We start from the raw sequence: 22885 nt of genomic DNA, 5'->3' as shown, positions 1-22885 counted from the left end.
CCGCGTGTTCGTGTGAGATTCTTCACTTCGTTCAGAATGACAATCGAGTGTTTTTTTGTTTTGCAAAAGACCCTTTTGTTTAACTCTTTTGCAGCATGATATGGATGAACGCGCGCTGGCCGACCTCTTCAAGGCCGAAACCGAGCGCGATGCTGTAGCCGTTCTGGTAATAATACAGCATGGTCTGGCCGTCGCCCTCGCTCGCGTTCACAACGCGGAAGCCGTTATCCTCAAGGCAGCCGATATACCCGTCCACAGCCACCTCCACGCCGGTGGAAATGCTTCGCAGGTCGTAATAATAATGCTGAATGCCGTCCGTCAGGTTCTTGCTGTAAACCGGCGCGCCGGTATAAGCGCCGTAATCGGGCGCGGGATAATAGCCGTCGTAGCACGCGACCTTGGAGTTGACCTGCGAGGCCTGCCCCGTCAAATCGGCAAAGCTTTTAAGCGAGCCTGTGCCCAGCTCATCCAGATAGTACGCCGGAATGGCAAGGTTCAGGTTCTGTCCGCCGTCGATATAGGCGGAGGTGATACCGATCAGCTCGCCCGAGGCGTTAAGCAACGCGCCGCCCGAGGAACCGTGCGAGATCGCGGCGGTGGTTTGGATATAATCCATGCCGCTGATCGTGCGCTTTGCATTGGAAATGATGCCGTCCGACAGGGTGTTGGAAAGGCCCTGCGGGCTGCCGATGGCGTATACCTTGGCGCCGGTGGCAAGGGACGCGCTGTCGCCGATCGAGACCGGCGTAAAGCCCGAGCCGTTCACCTTGATACGCGCCAGATCGAGCTCCTCGTCGTAGGCGTAAACGCCTGAAACGTCGTACACCTTGCCGTCCGCGGTCTGGATTTTGGCGGAAGCCGCCCCCTCGATCACGTGATAATTGGTCACGGCTTCGCCCGACGCGGTGAGGAACACGCCGCTGCCGGCGGCGGTCGCGTTGCCCGCCTTGTCATAGATCTCGATATAGAACACACTGGGCGAGCACTTTGCAAAAAGGTCCTCGCTTGAAAGCGACGTATCTTCCTTTTTCAGCAGCGTGATGCTTTTGCGCAGCGATTTGTCCGCCATGCGCGTGACGATCGCGGCGACCTCGCCGCGCGTGATATTGCTGGAGGGCTGGAACCGGCCGGAGGAATTCGACCCGGTCAGCACGCCCGCGCGGTACAGCTTATAGACCGAAGCGGCGTACATGCTGGCGGAGGATACATCCGGGATCGCGCCGTCCTCCACATCGTTGATGGCGGGCAGCGCATCATCCGGCAGGGCGGCGGCAAACAGCACGGCAAACTGCGCGCGGGTGGCGTTCGCATCGTAGTTTGCGTAGTCGGCCGCGATAATGCCCTCCCGCAGGGCGTAATCCGCATAGGTACGGTACCACGGTTTGGAGGAAGAAAAATCCGCTGCGCCGGTCTCGTAAATACTTCTCAGGCAAGCCGCCAGCTTGACGGCCTCGGCCAATGTCAGGTCGTCGTCCGGCGCAAAGGTGGTGGCCGTTGTGCCATTGATCAGGCCGTATTCGTACGCCGTTGCGACGTTGCCCGCGTACCACGCGCCCACGGGCACATCGGTAAACTGGCCTTGTACATAGCTTTTCGCAGCCGTAAAATTCTCATACCCCGCGAAAGCGAACGGTATGGAGGCGACTGCCAGCAATGCCGACAGCAACAGGCTAAGCAGCTTCTTTTTCATGGATTTGCTCCCTCCTTATATCCCCATTCTGACCGACGCCTGTGGTTTTTCTGTGAACGGGATATGGGTTTTCTGCGTTTTTATCCTTGGTACGCCGCGACGATCTCCCCGATATACATCGTGTGGAAATCATGGTCGCCGTACCACTTATCGATCGTTTCCTGCTGCAGGATATCTTCGGGCGCGATCTCGCTCTTGCAGCGCTTGCGGCAAACAAGCACAAGCTTCGCCTCTTCAAACGTGGGCTGGCCCTCGACAAACACCGGCGTTAGGCCGCTTTCGTGCATCTTGTCGATCTCGCGGCCCGATTTGGAACCCAGCGTATTGAGCGCGTCGCGGTGTCCATCCTGTAAAAAAGTGATGGTAAAATACTCGCTGTTATCAACAAATTCCTTGGTATAGCGGCTGTGGCGGATATACGCGGTCACCGAGGGCTTGCCCCAAATCACGCCGATGCCGCCCCAGCTCGCGGTCATGGTGTTCCACTTTTCCTCCGTGCCCGCGGAAATCAGCATCCAATCCTTAGCGAGCAGGTCGAATACGTGCATGGCTTGCTTTGTAATATCGATTTTGGTAAGTGACATAAAAATACCTCCCACTACTGTTAGTTAGGAATTAGTAGTTAGGAATTGCGGTATCGGCCGTCGGCCGATCATTTTAATCGCGCGCAAAGCGCGCCCACGCAATTCTTACCACTAACGCCAAATTACTAATTACTAACTACTCATTACTAATTCTTACGGAGTGTCGTGCCTTCTCATCTTCATCTCCTGCCAATCCTCGCGGGAAATGAGAATCTGCCGGGGCTTGGAGCCTTCAAACGAACCGATGATGCCGCGTTCCTCGATCTGATCGATGATGCGCGCGGCGCGGGAATAGCCGAGCTTCAACCGCCGCTGCAGCATCGAGGTCGAGGCTTGGCGGCAATCCATGATCACGTCGATCGCCTCCTCGATCATCTCGTCCTCTTCCTCGCCCGGGTCGCCGGAAGAAGAGCCGCCCTTGGAATCGGCCTGCTCCGCTTGACGCTCGATGTGCTCGAGTATCTCTTCATCATATTCAGCGGTGCTTGTCTCCTTGATATGCGCGATCACGGCTTCTATCTCATCGGACGAAATAAAGCAGCCCTGCACGCGCGTGGGCTTGCCCTCGCCAAGGGGGGCGTACAGCATATCGCCCTTGCCGATCAGCTTTTCCGCGCCCGTGGTATCCAAAATGATGCGCGATTCGATCTGGCTGGCGACTGCGAAGGCGATGCGCGAGGGAATGTTCGCCTTCATGATGCCGGTAATCACGTCCGCCGAGGGACGCTGCGTGGCGACGACCAAATGCATGCCCGCCGCGCGCGCCTTCTGCGCGATGCGGCAGATCGAGGTTTCCACCTCCTTGGCGGCGACCATCATCAGGTCGGCCAGCTCGTCGATAACGATGACGATCTGCGGCAGCACCTGATACTGATCCGGCGTGCCGCCCTCTTCCTTTTCGGCCTTCTGGCGCTCGGCGCGCATCAGATCGTTATAGCCGACAAGGTTGCGCACCTGATGGTCGGCAAAGAGCTTATAGCGCCGTTCCATTTCGCCCACCGCCCAGTTGAGCGCGCCCGCCGCCTTGCGCGGGTCGGTCACGACCGGGATGAGCAGGTGCGGCACGCCGTTGTAGTTGCCCAGCTCGACCATTTTGGGGTCGACCATGATGAGCCGCACCTCTTCGGGCGTGGACTTATACAAAAGCGAAATGAGCATGGAGTTGATGCACACCGATTTACCGGAACCGGTCGTACCGGCGATCAGCATATGCGGCATTTTGGCGATGTCGCCAATGACGGGCTTGCCCGTGATATCCTTGCCAACGGCAAAGGACACGCGGCTTTTGGCGCCCGTGAACGCGGGCGAAGAGATGCACTCGCGGATAAACACGGTGTTCACCGCCTTGTTCGGCACCTCGATGCCGACGGCGACCTTGTCCGGTATGGGCGCGATACGCACCGACACCGCGCCGAGCGACAGCGCGATATCATCGGACAGCGAGGAAATGCGCGAGATCTTGATGCCGCGCGGAATGGTCAGCTCAAACCGGGTGACCGACGGTCCGCGCACGATGCCGATGATCTGCGCGTCGATACCGAAGGATTGCAGCGTGTCCAGCAGGCATTCGGAGTTCTCTTGCAGCTCCCGCTCGGCTCCGGCGGTCGAAACGCGTTTGCCCGCCGCGAGCAGGTCCATCGGCGGATAGTCGTACACCGGCACGGGGGCCTTTTGGTTTTCGTCTATCGCCGCGCTCAGCGCGGCCTGCTCGTCCTCGGATATCTTTTCGGGTTTTTTGGGCTTATCCGCGGCAAAGGGCGGTTCGTCCTCGTCGGCCGGAGGCTGCACCAGATCCATGATGCTGGTCTGCTCGCCGGTCAGTTCGCCCCCCTCCATCGCGCGCAGGTATTCGTCCGGCGCAATGGGCTTTTTCTTCTTGAGCGTCTCGCGCGGCGCATCCTCCGCTTCGGAAAGCTTGTCCGGCGGCGGGCCCTCGTCGAGCGGGATATCGATGCTGGCCTGCCGCTTCTGCGCGCGCTTTTCCGCGCGCTGGGCCACGGCCACATGTACGTTGGGCAGCTTTACCGGGGCTTCGTAGCGCTCGCGCTCCTCCTCGTCCTCGTAATCGTATTCGGGCGGTCGGAGCATTTCCATCAGCGCCTGCGGCGTCACGCGGAAGGCGAGCAGCACGGCGGCCAGCGTCAGCAGCACCAGAATCAGCAGCGCGCCGACCGAGGAAAGCCCCCATTCCAAAACAATGTACAGCCCGCCCGAAAGCAGACCGCCGGACGAACCTTTCATGCCTGTCTCGATCAAGTCGGACAGCGTTTCCATGGAAAAGGTATATTCATTTGCGTGGGTGAACGAATGCGCGATGCCGCCCACCAGCACGGGCAGCGCGCCGATGGCGGCGCCCCGCAGGCGCACCGGGCCCTTTTGCCGCACAAACAGCAGCACCGCAAGGCCCAGCAAGGCAAACGGCAGCACATATACGCCCCCGCCGATCAGCGCCCCCACGCCCTGATGCAGCGCGTGCAGGATGAATCCGTCGATCGGCAAAAGGCTAAGCAGCCCTAACAGGCCCAAAAGCCCCCAAACCGCGCCCCACGCCGTGCGGGACAGCATGCCCTGCGGCGCGGCGGGTTCGGGCTTTCTGCGCGGCGCGGCGCCTGTGCGCTTTGCCGCCGGTTTTTTCGTGGTGGTCTTTCTTGCAGCCAAGTGATCTTATCCTCTTTTCTCAGAGCGTTTTAACAAGGGTCACGACGATGGTGATGACACCGATCAGCGCGCAGTACACGGCGAACGGCCGGAAGTGCCCGCTCTTCGATACCATGCGCACCATTTTGATCGCGGCCAAGCCGGCGATCATCGCGACCAAAATACCGACAATGTAGATATACAGCGGCACCGCGCCCGCGGCTGCCGGCGCTTTGATCGCGTCCGCCAGCTCCAATATGTTTGCGCCCAGCACGACGGGCAGCGACATGATGAACGCGAAGCGCACGGCGAAATCGCGCGAAAAGCCGCGGAACAGGCCCGCGCAGATCGTGGTGCCCGAGCGGGACAGGCCGGGCAGCACCGCGAAGCACTGCGCCACGCCGACGAGCAGCGCGTCCAGCCAAGTGGCGTTTTCCTCAGTCTTGTTCTTATGCGGCGCTTTTTCAGAAAGCAGCAAAATGCCGGCGGTTACCAGCAGCAGCAGCCCGACGACCAGCGGCGAGGAAAACGCGGCTTCCAGTTTGGATTTAATGGGCAGGACCGCGAACATCGGCACGATAGTGAGCAGCACCATGATGACGAAGCGGCGGTACGGGTGGCCGTTGATTTTAAAGCCGTCCTTCACCCAGCCGAAGAACTCGACGAACAGCTCCTTGATATCCTTCCAGAACGCGACAACGACGGAAAGCAGCGTGCCGAAGTGCAGCAAAACGTTGAACAGCATGTAATCCGCCTCGACGTCGCCGCCGAACAGCGTTTGCGCCAGCACCAGATGGCCGGACGAGGAAACGGGCAGAAACTCCGTCAGCCCCTGTACCAGTCCCAGCAGGATCGCGAACCATAAACTCATTGATGTTTCTCCTCTCGATCGGATCAGTATCCATACGATTTCATTATAACACAGCATTTCTGCCTTTACCACCGAAATTTGCCGCAATAGGGGCGGCGCGGCGCCCGCCGCGGGGACAGGAAGAATCTCATAACAATACATTTTGACGGTAAAATAGTCTTGACTTTTTGACAGTCATAATCTATACTGAACATATGGCAAGGAAGGAGGATCGTATGCCGAAAAAGATGGGACGGCCGCCATCCAATAATCCAAAGAATCTGCGCATCGATATACGCCTGACGGAAAAAGAGCTGAAAATGCTTGATGAGTATTGCCGTGAAAAGGACGTATCCCGTCCGCAGGGATTACGCGATGGCATAAAAGCCCTCCGAAAACAATGAAAGAAGTGGCGCTACCCTCTCACAAGTAACCGCCACTTCTCCCGCGCGAACACCCCAAGGGGCAAATCGCATAAATATTATACACTGTGCGGTTCGTTCTGGCAAGGTGTCGTGCATGACGATACGAAAGGAATCATCAACATGTGCATTTTGAAAGACCTATACCGGGGACTAATCTACCCTAGCGAGCAGATCGTTCCCAAGGAGAAGAATTACCGGAAAATCGGACAGCAAATCACCGAGGAATATAACCACCTGACCGGCAGACTATCTCCTGCGGATGCCAAACGGTTTGAAAAATACCAGCAACTGCTGGGCGAAACAGCAGATCTGGACTGCTACGCCAATTTTGAATACGGCTTCCGCCTTGGGGCTTTGCTCATGGCCGCGGTGTTCATGGAAAGCGGCACGGCCAACGCGGCACCGCAAAGCATCTAAAAAAGTCCGCGCCCGGCGTAACGATACGCCGGGCGCGGGTGTTTTATCTGTTCTTTTTCAGCAACGCGCTTAATACGCCAAACACCTTTTGCAGATCAATGGGCTTGGCGATAAATTCGTCCATACCGGCTTGCAGCGCCGCTTTCCGGTCCTCTTCAAAGGCGTTCGCCGTCATGGCGACGATGGGCACCGTCTTTGCGTCCGGCCGGTCGAGCGCGCGAATCGCGCGGGTGGCCGCCATGCCGTCCATCACCGGCATTTGTATGTCCATCAGGATCAGGTCGTAGGTGCCGGGCTTTGCGGCGGCAAAGCGCTCGAGCGCCTCGCGCCCATTCTCCGCCGGGTCTATCTCCGCGCCGCTGCCGCTGAGCAGCTCTGCCGCGATCTCGCGGTTCAATTCGTTATCCTCCACCAGCAGAATGCGGGCAAACGAATAGTCTGCCGCGGGTATCGCATCCAACTGCCTGAATCGGCGCGGTTCCTCCTTGAGCGCGTATTTGCGCAGCATGTATATCAGGTTGGAGGTCAGCAGCGGCTTTGTGATAAACCCGTCGATGCCGGCGGCGTGCGCCTCCGCTTCGCATTCCGACCAATCGTAAGCCGAGATCAGGATGATGGGCATATCCGGCCCCACGCTGGCGCGGATGCGCCGGGCGGTCTCTATGCCGTTCATGCCGGGCATACGCAGGTCGAGGATGGCCGCGAAATAATCCCGGTCCGCCTCATGGGCGGCGGTGACTTCGGCCACCGCTTCCGCGCCGCAGCCCACACAGCGGCAGGTCATGCCGAGCTCGCCCAGCCGCATCGAAACGCACTCGCAGGTGATGGGGTCGTCGTCCGCGACCAATATGGGCAGCGCCGTCAGCTCGCGCACATCGGGCATATCCTGCTCGCGCAGTCTCAGCTGTATGGTCACGGTGAACCGGCTGCCCCGGCCGAACTCGCTTTCGGCTTTTATCGTTCCGTTCATCATACGCACGATGTTATCGCAGATCGCCATGCCAAGGCCGGTGCCCTGTATGGTGCGGATGTCCGGGTCCTCCGCGCGTTCAAAGGGCGCGAATACCTTGCTCAAAAACTCCGGCTTGATGCCCACGCCGTTATCCTGAAAAACAAATTCATAAAGCCCGTAGCCGCTCGCAGGAGATAATTTCTCCGCGATATCCAGCACGATGTGCCCGTGTTCCGGCGTATACTTGACCGCGTTGGACAGGATATTTAAAAACACCTGCTGGATGCGCTGCATATCGCCGATCACCAATTCGTGCCGCAATTCATGCACATGCACGTCAAAGCGGTGGCCCTTGGCCGCGATTGCGGGACGGATGATGGTGCCCACGTTTTGCAGCAGGTCGCCTAGGCTGATCTCCTCCTCGGCCAACGTGATGCGGCCGCTTTCGATCTTCGCCATATCGAGCGTTTCATTGATCAGACTGAGCAGCAGCTTGGACGAGGCGCTAATCTTCTCCAAACAATCGAGCACACGCTCACGGGAATCGATATGCGCGCCGGCGATCGCGGTCATGCCGATGATGGCGTTCATCGGCGTGCGGATATCGTGGCTCATTCTGGATAAAAAGTCCGACTTCGCGCGATTCGCCACGTTGGCGGCGTGCAGCGCGTCCTCCAGCAGCTCGCGCTGCCGCTTGACCTCGCGCACCTCGCTCACATCCGTGCGGGTGAGCAGCAGCATGTTTCTCTCCCTATTATAATAGCTAAAGCGCATCTTTTTATCGCGCAGCTTGCCGTTTTCAGCCACCTTGCAATAAACGATATATTCGTCGTTCTCTTCCAGAATCGGCAGCACATTGGCCAGCATCAGGCTTTGGTTAAGCTCTTCGCGCTCGTCCGCCGGAACAAAGGCTTCGTGAAACGCGACCACTTCGCGCTCATAATCGTTACTGGCCAGCGGCGGCGTGGGCGTGCCGTTTTCTTGGTTGGCGCTATACATCACATAGCTGTTCCGGTCCGCGTCGATATAGACCACATAGTCGTATTCCGCGCTGACGGCGGCTTCCACGATATGCGCCCGTTTCTGGCTGTCGATATATTGGCTGGTCAGCAAAACGCGTCCCGCTCCGCTCTCGCCGTCGTCCAGCAGGTCAAGGAAGGCCTCGTGCCATTCAAATCCGAACGGCTGCCCGTTGAACCGCATTTCAAACGAAATATTCTTTTCCCCGCTTTTGGCAAAGGCTCGAAGCGCCGCAAGTGACAAGGTGCTATCCCATTTCTCCAAATCCGGCGGATATACGCTCGCCCGATACGACTGCTCGATCGTTTCGTAATCGATCTCGCTCCCGTTCAGTTGCTGCCGCGCGGAATCGTGCCATATCTTCACCTTCCCGGAAGCAAGGTCGATCTCCCAGATCGTTTGGACAAAATGACGCGCGCCGGCGACCATTTCGTGTATGCTCAAGCTCATCATGTCTTCCTCATTCTCTGTCCGTCTGTCTGCTGTGTCAGTGCGTTTCGCTGTCCAGTATCTCTTCTATCGCCTTAGCCACGCCGTCCATGGCGTTGGTCGCGGTGGTGCGGCGGCAGGCGGCCTTGACCGCGTCGGTCGCGTTGCCCATGGCGACCGGCAGCGCGACCGCGTGCAGCATTTCCATATCGTTTTCGCTGTCTCCAATGGCGGCGGCCCGGCTCAGGTTGGTGCCGAGCGTGCGGCACAGCATGCCGAGCGCCATGCCCTTATCCGCGATCGGCGAAATGATTTCGATGTTGTCCGACGCGGAGCTCATCACCCGCACGCCGGGGATGCTTTCAAGCTGGGCGCGCGCATAGCGCAGGTTTGCGTCGTCGCTCGAACGGACGAATATCTTATCCACCGATAGGCGCTCGTTCGCGATATACTCGGCCACAGACGCTTCGACCTGCTTGGCGGCGAGATAGCCCTCGTTCGATTTATAACGGCCAAACTCGATCTCATCATAAGGCGTGATGAGCAGGCGCTCGCCCGCGTAGACCATCGCGGTCATGCCGATGCGCTCCACCACGGCGGCTGCGCGCACCGCGGGTTCCCACGGCATTGAGATGCGCACCGAGCACGTGCCGTATTCGACCGAGGACAGCGTCGCCCCGCCCGATGTGACCATGGTATCGTCCGCGCCGATCTCGCGCGCGAACTCGCGCGCCTCCGCGCAGATGCGCCCGGTGGCGATTACCACGTGCACCCCCGCCTGCTTTGCCCGGCGCACCGCCTCCTTCGTTCGTTCGGATACCGTGTTGTCCGGCATGAGCGCCGTCCCATCCAGATCAAGCGCGATCAGATCAATTTCCCGCATAAAGCCGCTCCTTTTCATTTCCACTGAACTTTATTATATCATAATATACTCTTCTGCGCACAAAAAAGAGGGCCGCGAAAAGCGGTCCTCTTTTGTAGGTTCTTATAAATTGGTGGGCGTGATCGCCTCGTAATCCTCGAGCGTGCCGCCGTTCATGAAGCAGTCGATGATCTGCTTGCCGAGGGGGTGAAGCTCAGGCGTATCGAACTTGGCGACTTCTTTCTTGAAGAAATCGGTCAAGATCTTGGCGCCCGCGTCATAGCCGTCCTCGCCGACGCGGTCCTGCGTGTCAACGCGCAGGTACTTGGAACGGATGCGCTGGCCGTCGATGGTCAAATCCTTCATCGCGTAGCCGAGCAGCGGGCAGCGCGCGGGCTGCAAGTGCTCGCGGCGGATCTTCGCGCCGCCGTGGCGGGCCAGATACTCGCGGCTGATCCATTCCGCCATGAAGCCGACCTTGTACACGCCGATGTGCTGGTTCGGGATGAGCACGTAGCGGGTGTTCGGGCAAGCGGTGATCTGGTCGAGCAGCAGGTTGGCCTGCTTGACGCGCTTACCGGTCGCAAAGGGCCAATAGGAACCGACGCCCTCGCTCTTGAGCTCGTTGCCGGAAACGATGGACGGGTTGTTAAAGCCGCGCGGCGCGACGAGACGCCACAGCCAAGCGAGCGCGGGCGGAATGATATGCATCATGCCCATGATGCCGTAGTTCGGGTTCTCGCGCGTTGTGGGGGGCATACGGACGCCGAACGAGCGCACGTCGACCTCGACAGGCTCCTTGACGATATGCGGCACATCCCAGCGCGGCACGATGGCGCGCGGATTGGGGCAGCGCTTGCCGTTGGAATCGAGCGTGTGCTCCCAGATCAGCAGCGTCGAACCGGGGTGTCCTTCCATATTAAAGAAGATCAGCGGCTCGGCGGGCTCGGTGCAGATTCGCTCATAAACCGGGTCGGAGCCGTAGTGCGTGACGCCGTCCATGCGGAGGAACCAGCCGTCCTCGCCGTCGACGAGGCACAGCTTGCCGGATCGGTTCTGGATGGAGGGATAGCAGGTGGCCATATCGTCGCACACCGGCTCGATCGAGCAGGTCGGGCCCATGTTGAGGAAGGTCTCCTCGCCGGTCACCGTGTTGGTCGAAAGCAGCACGCGGTTATCCGGCTGGCGGGAGATATCCTGCAGCATTTCGCTCTTGCCGCCGCCCGAAGCGCCCTCGTGCATGATGACCATCTCGTTCTCGTACGGGGTGACGAGGCGGCCGCAAGAGGTGTGCGCGGTGACCCAGTTTTCCTGCTCGCCGATATCGAGCAGCACGGAGTAAACGCCCTTCTTCGCGGACGGGCCGGGATAAAGGTTGTAGGAGAATACCTCGTGGCAGTCGTCCAAACGGTTGTGCACGACGACCTGCTTGCCGTCAAAATGGGTGTGGCGGAACGGGGGCGCGACGTAAACGATCGCGCGCGGCTTGTAGCCCTCCGATTCCTCGGCGTTTACAAAGCCCTGCAAATGAGCCAGCGCAAACGCGAAAAACGCGGCCTGCTTGGGGCAGACCAGCATAGAGCCGTAGCCGTAGATGTTGCCGCCGGAATTGAAGGGCATTAGGATCAGTTCCTGTTCCTTAAACCATTCCATGGTCTCGCGGCGCAGGTCGGCAAAGGGATAGCCGTAAACATCGGCAAACCGCTTTTTGTCCGTGGGCTTGTCGTCCGCGATGCGCATGCAGTCGGGATCGCGGCGGCGCATGTAGTCCTCCACGTAGTTGACCGAAGCGCCGTTCTTGCAGCGGGTTACGTCGCCTTCCTTGACGGGGCCGCGTCCCTTTACGTCGAAAACAACGTCGTACACGTCCGCCTTGTCCGGCCCGAACACCATTTCGTACAGCTCGGCCTTGCTTGTAGGAACTGAAACGCCCTTGCAGTTTTCGATAACGTCCGTCAGTTCATCCGTAAAAGTGAATTTGGTGAGCAGTGGGTTCATGATATCGTTTCCTCCTTTGGCATCGCGCGAACGGGGCAGCGTTACGCGGGCGATGCTGGCAATGGATCTTCGCCGACAATGTAGGGTGCCCGCGCAAGGTCCGATTTAGTTCATTTATAGCATACATCAAAACCCACCCCGCCGTCAACCGATTTTGCTATTTTTGCAAGTTATGCGACAAGTTCTTGCAGAATGTACAAAATCGAGCGGAAAATTATAGTCGTTCTCACCAGATGGACAAGTGTTTACCGCTAATTTATCCCAGTAAAGCGCACGTTCAGGCGAACGACCTCGCTTTTCGTACCCACACGCATGTTCGGCCCCCATACGCCGACGCCCGAGGTGACGACCGAATGCATATCGCCCACCTTAATATGGCCGCAAGCGTTTTCCCACATCAGCTTTATCGTCAGGTTGCCGGGGAACATCTGCCCGTCGTGCGTGTGGCCGGACAGATCGAGATCGGCCCCGCTCGCGGCCAGCTCCGCGAGCTCCTTCGGCTGGTGGTCAATGACAAAAACCGGTTTTTCCTTGTCCGCGCCGGCCAGCAGTTCTTCGGGCGTTAGCCGTGACTGACCCACCTTTTTCGTCCGCGAGGGGTCTTTCCGTCCCGCGATGGTCACACCGTTTGCAAGTGTGACGCTTTCATCGTTCAGCAGCGAGATCCCGGCGTCCTCCAAAAATTTTTCCATGCGGGGGTCATTTTTTTCAGAATCCTTGGTATCCCATGTAAAACCCGCCAAAATTGGCTCGCGCAGGTCGTGGTTGCCCCAGCAGGCGTACACCCCGTACCGGCTTTTCATCGAGGCGAGCGCGGCGCCGATCCGCTCGGGTTCGGGCACGGCCTCGTACTCGTTATCGAAGATATCGCCCGCGTAAACGATCAGATCGGGCCGCATTTCATTAACCGCCGCCGCGACCTCCTCGATATAGGCGGGGTCCGTCGAGTACCCCATGTGCAGGTCGGCCAGCAGCGCCACTGTCATGTCCGCCCCCGCCTTGTCGATCGCGATATCATATTCTGTCACATACAGGCGCTCCGCATGCGCCACGCCGTAAAAGGTGAGCGCGCACACCAGCGCCAGCGCGATACCGCCCTGCACCTGCCGCACGCGCTGCACGCCCTCGAAATCCTTCTTTCGCCATTTGCGCGCGATAAAAAGAATCAGCTCGGTCACCAGCACCGCCAAAATTAAATACAGCAGGCAGCCCAGCCAAAAATTATTCATTTGCTTGAGCAGCCGGTGCAGCCATACCGGCGACTTGATCACGAACGAACTGAGCGGCGTCACCGCAAGAAATGCATAAACCGCGCCAAACAGCACACGAAAGGTTTTCGTGCCGAAAACGCGGTGACAAGCCCCTGTCCAGCGCAGCACCCAGCGGGCCAAATAAAGGTTGACGAATATGTAAAATGGTGCGAAAATAAAAGCGAGCATATGCAAAAAACTCCATTCGATAGGATTTAGGGGGACACATCATGTGGGAAAGAAGAGAGCTTAAAGCGCGGGGCAAGCGGAGCTTCATGCGCAACTTTTGGGCGGCCGTGGCCGTCTGTTTTATCCTTGCGTTCACCGGCGCGGAATTTGGGGATTCCGTGTCCTTCATCCGCGATTTTGACGCGTCGCGCGCTCAGACCGAGGTAGAGGTCATACACGAGCAAACCACCGTTTCCAACTGGGACACCATTTTAAAATGGCTGGATATCGACCCCATGGACGGCACGCATCCGATGTGGGCCACCGCCACGCAAAGCGTAAAACCCTTTTTTGATACGCTGACCGGTCCGGCCTCGGCCCTATTCGCTTTTCTCGACCGGTCGGGCTCGTCCGGCTGGGGCGGCGTTACGCTCGCCGTTCTCGGCATGGCGGGCGGCGTGTGGTTCTCCATTTTCGTCGTAAGCGTGCTGGTGGTCGGCGCGCGGCGCTTCTTTTTGGAGGCCCGCGTGGAGGATCATATCAGCATCGCGGCCCTGTTCACACCGTTTCATAAAGGCAACTGGCTGAACACCGCGCGGGCCATGCTGCTGCAATCGGTCTACCTCATCCTGTGGATGTTCACCATGGTCGGCGGCTTCATCAAAATGTACGCCTACCGCATGGTGCCTTACATACTCGCGGAAAACCCGCAGGCAGGCGCACGCGAAGCAATCCGCTTGTCCCGGCAGATGATGCACGGCAACAAATGGCGCTGCTTTGTGATCGACCTGACCTTTATGATCCAGTGGACGCTGCTGCCCACGTTGGGCGCGAGCGTTTTGGGGCTAATCCTCGGTTTGTCCACCGGCCACCCGACGCTTTCCGGGTCGATCGCCGGGCTGCTCACCTGCCTGCTGTCCCTATTCTTCGTCAACGGCTATAAAGCGGCCACCTACGCCGAGCTGTACGTCGCGCTGCGCGCCGAACAGCTGGAAAAACAAGCGCCGCTCGCCTCTCTTTTCAGCGTTCCGGAATTTGGCCGCAAGCCGGTATCCGGCCCCAAGGAAAAGCTGGCGGCGGATGGCGTCACCCTCTATACCGGCCCGGTCGTGTTCCACCGGGCGCGCCACCATAAGTTCGATTACACCCGGAAGTACACGCTGAAAACGCTTATTTTGCTTTTCTTCGCGTTTGCCTTCGCCGGTTGGGTGTGGGAAGTCGCGCTGCACATCGTCACGCAGGGCATGTTCATCAACCGTGGCACGATGTTTGGCCCGTGGCTGCCGATCTACGGCGCGGGCGGCGCGCTGGTGCTGCTGCTTTTAAAGCGCCTGTTCAAAAGCCCGGTCGCGACCTTTCTGGTCTCCATGGTGCTGTGCAGCGTGATCGAATACTTCACCAGTTGGTATCTGGAAGCGACCAAGGGCGTGCGCTGGTGGGATTACAGCGGCTATTTCATGAACCTGAACGGCCGCATCTGCTTGGAAGGCGCCGTGGTGTTCGGCCTTGGCTGCTGCGCGGTGGTCTACTTCGCCGGGCCGCTGCTCGGCGGGCTGATCGACCGGCTGTCCTCGCCCGTGCAGCTCGTGCTGTGCGCCGTGCTGGTCGCGCTGTTCACCACGGACGCGATCTATTCCCACTTCCACCCGAACGCGGGTAAGGGCATCACGGATTATAACGACTGGGAAAACCAGCCCGCGTCGGGAGCCGAAGCGTACCTTACCGAGAAAATTTCTGTGCTATTCGCGTCACCGCAAGGCATGTTCCGTCTTCGCTGATCTCGAACACAGCGCCCGCGAGCGCCGTCTCGCCGGGCGCTGTTTTAAAGTATTCGGTCAAATCGCCGCGAAATAGGGCGATGGACTGCTCCGGACACACGCCGAGCACCGAAACCGTCGGCCCCGTCATGCCGATATCGGTGATATAGCCCGTGCCCTTTGGGTTGACCCGCTCGTCCGCGGTCTGCACGTGGGTGTGCGTGCCCCAAACGGCGGCGCAGCGGCCATCCAGATAATAGCCCATGGCTACCTTTTCGCTCGTCGCGCCCGCGTGGAAATCGCACAGGGCGATATCGTACCCGCCCGCGTTTTCCTTCAGCAGCCGGTCGGCGCACAAAAACGGGTTGTCCGGGCCGAACTGCATCTCGCACCGGCCGATCAGATTCATCACCAGTATGCGCGCGCCGCGCGGCCCGTCAAAAATACCGCAGCCCCGTCCGGGCGCTTGCGGCGCGTAATTGGCCGGGCGAAGAATGCACGGCTCGTCGTCTAAATAAGGAACGATCTGCCGCTTGCCGAACGTGTGGTTGCCGAGCGTGATCACATCCGCGCCCGCGTCCAGCATGGCGTCGGCCTGCTTGGGGGTTAGCCCCACGCCCGCCGCGTTTTCCCCGTTAACCACGGTGAAGTCGATCCCATGCTCGCGCTGGACGCGGCGCAAAAGCGCCGAAAGCGTGTCCAGCCCCGCCTCGCCGACGATATCGCCGACCGCTAAAACCTTCATAATATTCCCTTTCTATAGCAAAAGGCTGCTGCGATTCGCAGCAGCCTTTTTTGTACAAAACCATTGTTTCGCCGCGTGGACGCGGCGGGCGGCGGGGTGCGGTCACCCCGCCCTACACAAGGAGGTTTCCTCCCGTTGTTGTGTTTCCGTGTCGACGCTTTACGCGAGGTCACGCCGCCCTATACAGGGTGGCACCCGTTGCGCTGTAGGGCCGGGTGACCCCACCCGGCCGCTTCCGCCGCCGTCTTAATCAAACAGCGTGGAAACAGACACCTCTTCGTAAATTCTTGCGATTGCCTCGGTAAAAATGGGCGCGGTGGAAAGGACATTGATCTTATCGATCTTCTTCTCCTGCGGCAGCGGAATGGTATCGAGCAGCGCCATTTCCCGGATCGGGCTGTTCGAGATGCGCTCCACCGCCGGGCCGGAAAGCACGCCGTGGGTCGCGCAGGCGTATACCTCGGTCGCGCCGCCCTTTTCAACGAGCGCTTCCGCGGCGTGGCACAGTGTACCGGCGGTATCGATCAGGTCGTCTACCAAAATGCACTTCTTGCCCCTCACGTCGCCGATGATGTTCATGACCTCGCTGACATTGGCCTTGGGGCGGCGCTTGTCGATAATGGCGAGTTTGAGATCGAGCTTTTCCGTAAACTTGCGCGCGCGGGCGACAGAGCCCAGATCGGGCGAAACGACGATCAGATCGTCCGCGCCCACGCCGAACTTGCCCGCGATATACGGGATGAGCACGGAAGCGCCCAGCATCATATCGACCGGAATGTTAAAGAAGCCTTGAATCTGCGCGGCGTGCAGATCCATGGTCAGCACGCGGTCCGCGCCGGCGGCGGTGATCAGATCGGCCACCAGCTTGGCGGAGATCGGGTCGCGCGCCTTGCTCTTGCGGTCCTGCCGGGCATAGCCGAAGTACGGGATGACCGCCGTGATGCGGCCCGCGGAAGCGCGCTTGCAGGAATCGATCATAATGAGCAGCTCCATCAGGTTGTTGTTGACAGGGCCGCAGGTGGACTGCACCAGAAACACATCCGAACCGCGCACGGATTCCATAATGGAGACCGAGATCTCGCCATCCGCAAAGGTGGAGATCGACGACTTGCCGAGCGGCAGGCCGAGGGCCGAAGCGATCTGCATGGCAAGCGCCGGGTGAGAGTTGCCGGCGAAGATCTTGATGTTTTTTCCGTGAGATATCATAATGGGTTTTCCCCTCCGTATTTTTTTGAAAAATAGCTTTTCGCTCTTTTATTTTTTCTCTTTTTCATGCGCGGCGCGGCGGCGGTCGTTCCAGCCGTCCATTACGGTCTGTCGTGCGCGCGCAACGCACAAAGCGCCGTCCTGCACGTCCTTGGTCACGGTCGTGCCCGCCGCGGTGAACACGCGGTCGCCGAGCTTTACGGGGGAGACAAGGTTGGTGTTGCAGCCGATAAAGCAGTCGTCCCCAATGATGGTTTGGTTCTTATGGTAGCCGTCGTAGTTGACCACGACGGTGCCGCAGCCGAAGTTGACGCGCTCGCCCACGGTCGCGTCGCCGATGTAGGTCAGGTGCGATACCTTGGTGCCGTCGCCGATCGTGGACTTTTTCAGCTCCACAAAATCGCCGATGCGGCAGCCGTTGCCGACCACGCACTGCGGGCGGATATAAGCGAACGGGCCAACCGTGACGTTTTCGCCCACGGTCGATTCATACACCTGCGAGTTGTTCACCGTGGTGCCCGCGCCGATCTGCGCCTTTTCAAGGATGCTGTTCGGGCCGATGACGGCCTTCGCGCCGACCTTGCAGCCCGGGCGGATATGGCAGCCCGGCAGAATGACTGCGCCCGGTTCGATTTCCGCGTCGGGCGCGATGTAGGTACTGGTGGGATCAAAAAGCTGTACGCCGTTTTGGATCAGGCCGAAATTGACGCGGTTCTGCACGGCAAGCTGCGCCACATAAGCGGAAGCGCCGTCGCGAATGGCGACGATCTCGTTGGTAACGGCAACGCCCTTTTGCGCGCCCGCCGCGACCGCGGCTTCCACCAAAGCGTCCAGCGTATCCGCGCCGCTCGCGAGCGCCGCGCCCAGCATTTTGCCGGTAAACACAGCGACCAGCACGGCCGGGTCGGCGGGGATGGGCTGGCCCTCGGCGTCAAAGCCCTGCTGCTCCGCCACCAAAACGCTCACGCCGTAGCCCGTAATGGTATGGCTTTCGATTAAATGCTCGAGCGCGTCGTCCTCCGCGAGGGCGAAGGGCTCGGCGATGACGATTACCTGCTCCGCGTCCGTCAGCGAAAAAAACGAGGCAAAGCGGTTTTCCGCGAGCGGGATGCTCTCGGCCCCGGCGATCGGGTTCTCGCGCTCGTCATGCGCAAAATAGCAAGTTTGGGCTTCCTTCGGCAGCGCGCCCAGCACCGCGTCCCCCGCCGTGCCAAACAGCACGGGGCGCGAAAAAGCGGAAACGCCGCCCTCATCGAACAGACCGCCTGCAATGGCGGCAATCACATTACTCATATAGATCCTTCCGTTCACGTTTTTAGGCAAAACAGCCCGTATAGAGACTAGCAAAGTTATTATACAACAGTTTTAGGTAAAATGCATTAGCATTTTTGATAAAATTCCCCGCATCCTTGCATCTTTTCCCGGCGCAAGGTATAATAGCCGCAAAACGGCTATTATACACGGATTAAATCATTATACCACCAGCGGCGCCCGCTGTGGTATAATAGCCGCAAAACGGCTATTATACACAGATTAAATCATTATACCACCAGCGGCGCTTAACGGGATGTTTAGTGCTTACTTTTCTTTGCCGCTGTGGTATAATAGCATATAGTAATTGTATAATTGCAATATACTTTTTTATGCAAAACACGCTTCCATTCAGAAAGGATTCTATCACCCATGTCACAAACCTCCGTTTCGCTGCCCGAGGGCGAGCTGCGCGTCGCCCGGTGCGACACACTGGACAAGCTGATCGCCGTGGGCGACGGCGACGCCGCCCTTTTATATCTCTATATTCTGCGCCACGGCGCGGTGACGGACGATAAGACCGCCATGCGCGCGCTGCATCTGACGCAGGCCCGGTTCGAGCGCGCCGCCTTTACCCTGAACGGGCTGACCGCGCCGCCGACCCCCGCTCCCGCGGAACCGGCAAAGCCGCAAGCCCCCGCCTACGGCTCGGACGAGCTGCGCCGCGCCCGTGTGGACGACCATAAATTTTCCGCCGTATGCCAAATGGCGGAGGAAGCGCTCGGCCGTACGCTGACCGAGGGACAGCTCCGCACCCTGCTCACCGCGTACGACCACCTTGGCCTGTCCGCGGAGGCGATTATCGAAATGCTTTCCTATCTAAAAAAAGAAAAAGGCGCGGTGCGCCTTGCCGATATCCGCCGCGAGGCTTACGCGTGGGCCGATATGGGCATCATCTCCGCGCAGGACGCGCAAGCCTATCTTTCCCGCAGGGCCGGTGAAAAACCCCTGCTGGGCGCGATCTATCAAGCCCTTGGCGCGGATACCGCCGCGCCCGCCCCCAAGGAGCAGCGCCTTGCCGCGTTCGCCCTGTCACGCGGATTCCCGCCAGAATCGGTCGAACTCGCCGTGGGCCGCACCGAAAAGCAGCAGGGCCACAAAAGCCTTGATTACACGCTCGGCATCCTGCGCCAGTGGGACTCCAAGGGCGTACATACGATCAGCGAAATCACCGCGCTGGAACCCGAGACCCGCGCGGACAAGGCCGCCGTCGGCGGGACGCAGGCCGCGCCGACGGACACCACCACGCTTACCGCGTGGGAAGAGGAATGGGCCGCCCGTGTCAAAAGCCACCGGCGGCAAACGGAGGAATAATCCATGCCATACGATAAAAAGATCCTATCCGAAGCAAAGCGCGAATTGGAGCGCGAGCGCCAGCAGCGCCAGCAGCAGCTGATCGACCGGCAAAGTGAAATATACGCCAAGCTGCCCCGCGTCCGCGCGATCGACCGCACGCTTTCAGCCACGGCGGCCAGCGTATTGCGGGTGGCGCTCGAATCGGGCGACGACCCGACCGCCGCTATCGAGCGGCTGCGCGATCAAAACCTTGCCTTACAGGAAGAGCGCGCCAGACTGCTCACCACGGCGGGTTATCCCGCCGATTATCTGGCGGACAAGCCCGTCTGCCCGCTCTGCGGGGATACCGGCTACGTCGGCAGCGTGCTGTGCGACTGTATCAAGGCGCGCTGCGCTCGCCTGCTGACCGAAGAGCTTTCCGCCGCGCTACCCATACGCGACCAAAACTTCGCCGCCTTTCGGCTGGACTATTATTCGACCCGGCCAGACGGCCGCCTCGGCGTTTCTCCGCGCGAAAATATGGAGTACAATCTCGGCGAATGCCGTGCCTATGCAAAAAGCTTTGGCCCGCACTCGCCTAATTTGCTGCTGACCGGCTCCACCGGCTTGGGTAAGACCTTCCTTTCCACCTGCATCGCGCAGGCGGTATCGGAGCGCGGCTTTTCCGTAGCCTACGATACGGCGATCAACATTTTAGCCGCCTACGAAACGCTTAAATTCGGCTCCGGCGATGGAGCCGCCGCCGCCGACCGCACAGCCCGCTACGAGCGCGCCGACCTGCTCATCATCGATGATATGGGCACTGAAATGGGCACGGCGTTCACCGTGTCGGCGCTTTACAATCTGATCAATAACCGCCTGATGGCAAGCCGCCCGATGATCATCAACACCAACCTACCGGCGGAGGTGCTCGCGGAGAAATATTCCCCCGCCGTCGCCTCCCGCCTGCTTGGCGAGTTCACGTCCCTGCGGTTCATTGGAGAAGATATCCGGCTGCTGAAAAAGCATGCCCGTTGAAAGCCACAATTCTTTCACAAGTTGTTCAAACACTGTTCACACATTAATTGGTATTTAGCGTTATACTGGTCTTGTCAGCGAGGGAAGCCGCAATCCCGAGCCGATAGAGACAGCCTACCGATCTTTTATTTCTCTTTTACCCCCCTTTATTTTGTGAAACGATGAGTAGCCCCGTATCCGTCCCCCCACGGATGCGGGGCTTCCTCGTGCCATTGGGAAAACCCGGCGATATTTCCGTTATTTAAAAAGGTTTCACAGCCTATTCAAATCTTGTTCACACTTTGGGGGCGAAATAGCGTTATACTGATCTTGTCAGCAAGGGAAGCCGCAATCCCGAACCGACAGAGACAGCCTACCGATCTTTTTACTTCTCTTTTACCCCCTTTTTATTTTGTGAATCGATGAGAAAACCCCGTTTCCGTCCCCCTACGGAAACGGGGTTTTCGCGTTTGTTCGGAGGCGCGCTATGCGCGCAATTTAATGCGCGGCAGTAGCCGCGAGAAACGGTGCGGCGCCCGCCGCCGGGGCATAGGGGAGAGGAACACCATGCGGTTTTCCTCTCCCCTATGTACTCCATACTTTTCCCTACTCCTGTCCAGAGGCGATGTGAACCGACCTTTTGCTATATAAACAATTTGTGGCGGTGCCGGATCGGGTGCCTAGGGATTCAGTGGATAGGTGCCTTCGCTCGGCCGGACCGGCCGAGTTTTGCGCGCCCACCTTTCCCGGCGCTTCATTTTATCGGAGGCGCGCTATGCGCGCAATTTAATGCGCGGCAGTAGCCGCGTACAGGACGAGTACCACGCTTTAATGGAGGCAATTTGCATTCTTATATCCGCTGCCATCGTTTACATATTATGAGTATGCTTATTTTCTTTGCAAAGCAATTCGTCATATGTGGTGTGTAAGGCATCACGGATTCCACACAGTTGAGACGCGCTGATATGCTGCACACCACGCTCAATTTTGACCAACGTTTCTCGTGTCATTTTAACACCTAACAAATCAAGTGCTCGTACTAGATCAGTTTGACCCAGCCCTTTACTCAATCGCACGCGGCGTATATTGGCTCCAATCTTAATTCTATCTTGCTTAATTTTTTGTTCTTCCATAAGACACCTCTAGCGAACCAGTTTTAGTCCATTTTTTCTTTATCTTATGGGAAAAACATGTTATAATGGGACCCATACTAGTCCACCCCGAAGAAAGGAGGGATAAAAATGATAAAACACATAAACTTTCAAGATCAAGTATCTTACGCTTTAGTCTGCTTTGGTTTTTCTCGTGCAAAAAGGGAATATACATTTCTCTATGATTCAATACCGCTAGTATTAAACATGGGCAAAAGACCTGATGAAGCATGGGAATCCGTCGCTGCAAAATATGAAATAATAAAATTTACAGTACGAGACACGATTCGTTTAGGAATTAATCATTCGTGGGAACTAGTTCCTCATATGTATGCGGAAATCAACCCTGTTTTCCGTAATCGCCCACCTTCTACATATGAATTTTATGTTTTTTTTAATCAGTGGATGACTCGATATGAGGTTGCGGCAGAGTTCACAAAAGGGAACCTGATGAAAATGGTAATTCTACAACGCAAGCCTAAAAGGGCAAAGAAAGAGTTAAAACAATAGATATTGCTTGGCTTTACTTTTCAGAATGCATATCGCCCTGATAAAGCAACTCATCATATGTGGTATTTAGTGCCTTGCAGATACCGCGAAATTGCGTAGCTGTAAGGTGTTGTTTGCCGCTCTCTATTTTCACAAGCGCTTCACGTGTGAATGGAATCCCCGCCAAATCAAGTTCCCGCACTAGATCTGTCTGTTTTAAACCGTTTTCGCATCGTATGCGACGTATATTGGCGCCAATTTTGATGCTATCCTGCTTAATCTTTTGTTCGTTCATTTAACGATACCCCTTGTGAACCAATTTCAGTCCTATTTTCTTTTATTTTATGGAACTACTCCATCGCAATGGGACCCATATTGGTTCACAAGACAATTAAAATAAGCGGAGAGAAACACGTTCAATGTTTCTCTCCGCTTGTTTTGCGGCTACTGCCGCACATGAAATTGCGCGCCGCAGCGCGCTACCTACAAAACAAGGCACCGTAAAATATTGCTGCGTTGATTCGAGTCAAGCGTAACGGCGGGGTGGGTCACCAATGTCATAAAGATAAGGGAAACGCATAGAAAAAAACAGGGGAATCACCGAGCTAGTAGGGCGCGAGAAGGTGAATTGGCCGAAGGCCAAGAGAAGCTG

Annotated in this window: 19 protein-coding genes; 6 read left to right on the top strand and 13 right to left on the bottom strand. The window is 58.0% G+C overall.

Annotated elements, in window-relative coordinates:
* Window positions 1–79: 79 nt before the first annotated feature.
* The 4 genes from NE562_RS15615 to NE562_RS15600 all read right to left on the bottom strand — a co-directional run bounded on the left by NE562_RS15615 (window position 80) and on the right by NE562_RS15600 (window position 5782).
* The gene (locus NE562_RS15615) at window positions 80–1690 is read right to left on the bottom strand and encodes a trypsin-like peptidase domain-containing protein (protein ID WP_280963349.1); all 1611 of its coding nucleotides are present in this window, start codon (window positions 1688–1690) and stop codon (window positions 80–82) included.
* Between the two features lie 80 nt (window positions 1691–1770).
* Window positions 1771–2274 carry a flavin reductase family protein gene (locus NE562_RS15610; protein ID WP_280963348.1) on the bottom strand — a complete coding sequence of 168 codons (504 nt, stop codon included), beginning with the start codon at window positions 2272–2274 and terminating at the stop codon, window positions 1771–1773.
* Window positions 2275–2427: 153 nt separating this feature from the next.
* Complete coding sequence (locus NE562_RS15605; RefSeq protein ID WP_280963347.1) at window positions 2428–4932, bottom strand: DNA translocase FtsK; 2505 nt, start codon at window positions 4930–4932, stop codon at window positions 2428–2430.
* Window positions 4933–4951: 19 nt separating this feature from the next.
* Window positions 4952–5782: an undecaprenyl-diphosphate phosphatase gene (locus NE562_RS15600; protein ID WP_280963346.1), complete on the bottom strand. Its 831-nt coding sequence runs from the start codon at window positions 5780–5782 to the stop codon at window positions 4952–4954.
* Window positions 5783–5997: 215 nt separating this feature from the next.
* Between NE562_RS15600 and NE562_RS15595 the strand changes: the two genes are divergently transcribed.
* Window positions 5998–6165, top strand: coding sequence for a hypothetical protein (locus NE562_RS15595; protein ID WP_280963345.1), 168 nt, complete (start codon window positions 5998–6000; stop codon window positions 6163–6165).
* A 141-nt stretch (window positions 6166–6306) separates the two neighbouring features.
* Window positions 6307–6603: a DUF6809 family protein gene (locus NE562_RS15590; RefSeq protein WP_280963344.1), complete on the top strand. Its 297-nt coding sequence runs from the start codon at window positions 6307–6309 to the stop codon at window positions 6601–6603.
* Window positions 6604–6646: 43 nt separating this feature from the next.
* Here NE562_RS15590 and NE562_RS15585 read toward each other — a convergent pair whose 3' ends face one another.
* The 4 genes from NE562_RS15585 to NE562_RS15570 all read right to left on the bottom strand — a co-directional run bounded on the left by NE562_RS15585 (window position 6647) and on the right by NE562_RS15570 (window position 13303).
* Window positions 6647–9028 (bottom strand): response regulator, encoded by a 2382-nt coding sequence (locus NE562_RS15585; protein ID WP_280963343.1) that lies wholly within the window; start codon window positions 9026–9028, stop codon window positions 6647–6649.
* Window positions 9029–9062: 34 nt separating this feature from the next.
* Window positions 9063–9887 (bottom strand): Cof-type HAD-IIB family hydrolase, encoded by an 825-nt coding sequence (locus NE562_RS15580; protein ID WP_280963342.1) that lies wholly within the window; start codon window positions 9885–9887, stop codon window positions 9063–9065.
* Between the two features lie 102 nt (window positions 9888–9989).
* Window positions 9990–11864, bottom strand: coding sequence for a DUF4914 family protein (locus NE562_RS15575; protein ID WP_280963341.1), 1875 nt, complete (start codon window positions 11862–11864; stop codon window positions 9990–9992).
* Window positions 11865–12115: 251 nt separating this feature from the next.
* Window positions 12116–13303 carry a metallophosphoesterase gene (locus tag NE562_RS15570; RefSeq protein WP_280963340.1) on the bottom strand — a complete coding sequence of 396 codons (1188 nt, stop codon included), beginning with the start codon at window positions 13301–13303 and terminating at the stop codon, window positions 12116–12118.
* 41 nt (window positions 13304–13344) lie between these two features.
* Between NE562_RS15570 and NE562_RS15565 the strand changes: the two genes are divergently transcribed.
* Window positions 13345–15060, top strand: a complete 1716-nt coding sequence (locus tag NE562_RS15565; RefSeq protein ID WP_280963339.1) for a DUF975 family protein — start codon at window positions 13345–13347, stop codon at window positions 15058–15060.
* Here the strand turns inward: NE562_RS15565 and NE562_RS15560 are convergent.
* From NE562_RS15560 to NE562_RS15550, 3 genes are all read right to left on the bottom strand, one after another.
* Complete coding sequence (locus NE562_RS15560) at window positions 15002–15784, bottom strand: TIGR00282 family metallophosphoesterase (protein WP_280963338.1); 783 nt, start codon at window positions 15782–15784, stop codon at window positions 15002–15004. The two genes, NE562_RS15565 and NE562_RS15560, sit on opposite strands and share 59 nt — an antisense overlap.
* Window positions 15785–16030: 246 nt before the next feature.
* Window positions 16031–16990, bottom strand: coding sequence for a ribose-phosphate diphosphokinase (locus tag NE562_RS15555; protein ID WP_280963337.1), 960 nt, complete (start codon window positions 16988–16990; stop codon window positions 16031–16033).
* Between the two features lie 48 nt (window positions 16991–17038).
* Window positions 17039–18283 (bottom strand): DapH/DapD/GlmU-related protein, encoded by a 1245-nt coding sequence (locus NE562_RS15550; RefSeq protein ID WP_280963336.1) that lies wholly within the window; start codon window positions 18281–18283, stop codon window positions 17039–17041.
* A 390-nt stretch (window positions 18284–18673) separates the two neighbouring features.
* Between NE562_RS15550 and NE562_RS15545 the strand changes: the two genes are divergently transcribed.
* Window positions 18674–19615, top strand: coding sequence for a DnaD domain protein (locus tag NE562_RS15545; RefSeq protein WP_280963335.1), 942 nt, complete (start codon window positions 18674–18676; stop codon window positions 19613–19615).
* A 3-nt stretch (window positions 19616–19618) separates the two neighbouring features.
* Window positions 19619–20614 carry an ATP-binding protein gene (locus NE562_RS15540; protein ID WP_280963334.1) on the top strand — a complete coding sequence of 332 codons (996 nt, stop codon included), beginning with the start codon at window positions 19619–19621 and terminating at the stop codon, window positions 20612–20614.
* Window positions 20615–21462: 848 nt separating this feature from the next.
* Here NE562_RS15540 and NE562_RS15535 read toward each other — a convergent pair.
* On the bottom strand, window positions 21463–21726 hold the full coding sequence (locus NE562_RS15535) for a helix-turn-helix domain-containing protein (RefSeq protein ID WP_280963333.1): 264 nt from the start codon (window positions 21724–21726) through the stop codon (window positions 21463–21465).
* Between the two features lie 108 nt (window positions 21727–21834).
* On the opposite strand from NE562_RS15535, the gene NE562_RS15530 reads away from it, so the two are divergent.
* Window positions 21835–22254, top strand: coding sequence for a hypothetical protein (locus tag NE562_RS15530; protein ID WP_280963332.1), 420 nt, complete (start codon window positions 21835–21837; stop codon window positions 22252–22254).
* Window positions 22255–22267: 13 nt separating this feature from the next.
* On the opposite strand, the gene NE562_RS15525 is transcribed toward NE562_RS15530, so the two are convergent.
* The gene (locus NE562_RS15525; RefSeq protein WP_280963331.1) at window positions 22268–22528 is read right to left on the bottom strand and encodes a helix-turn-helix domain-containing protein; all 261 of its coding nucleotides are present in this window, start codon (window positions 22526–22528) and stop codon (window positions 22268–22270) included.
* Window positions 22529–22885: the final 357 nt, after the last annotated feature.

Source organism: Butyricicoccus faecihominis (assembly GCF_024462775.1).
GTDB classification, from domain to species: domain Bacteria; phylum Bacillota; class Clostridia; order Oscillospirales; family Butyricicoccaceae; genus Agathobaculum; species Agathobaculum faecihominis_A.
Note: the sequence above shows the minus strand (reverse complement) of the source record. Positions and strands in the feature narration are given on the sequence as shown.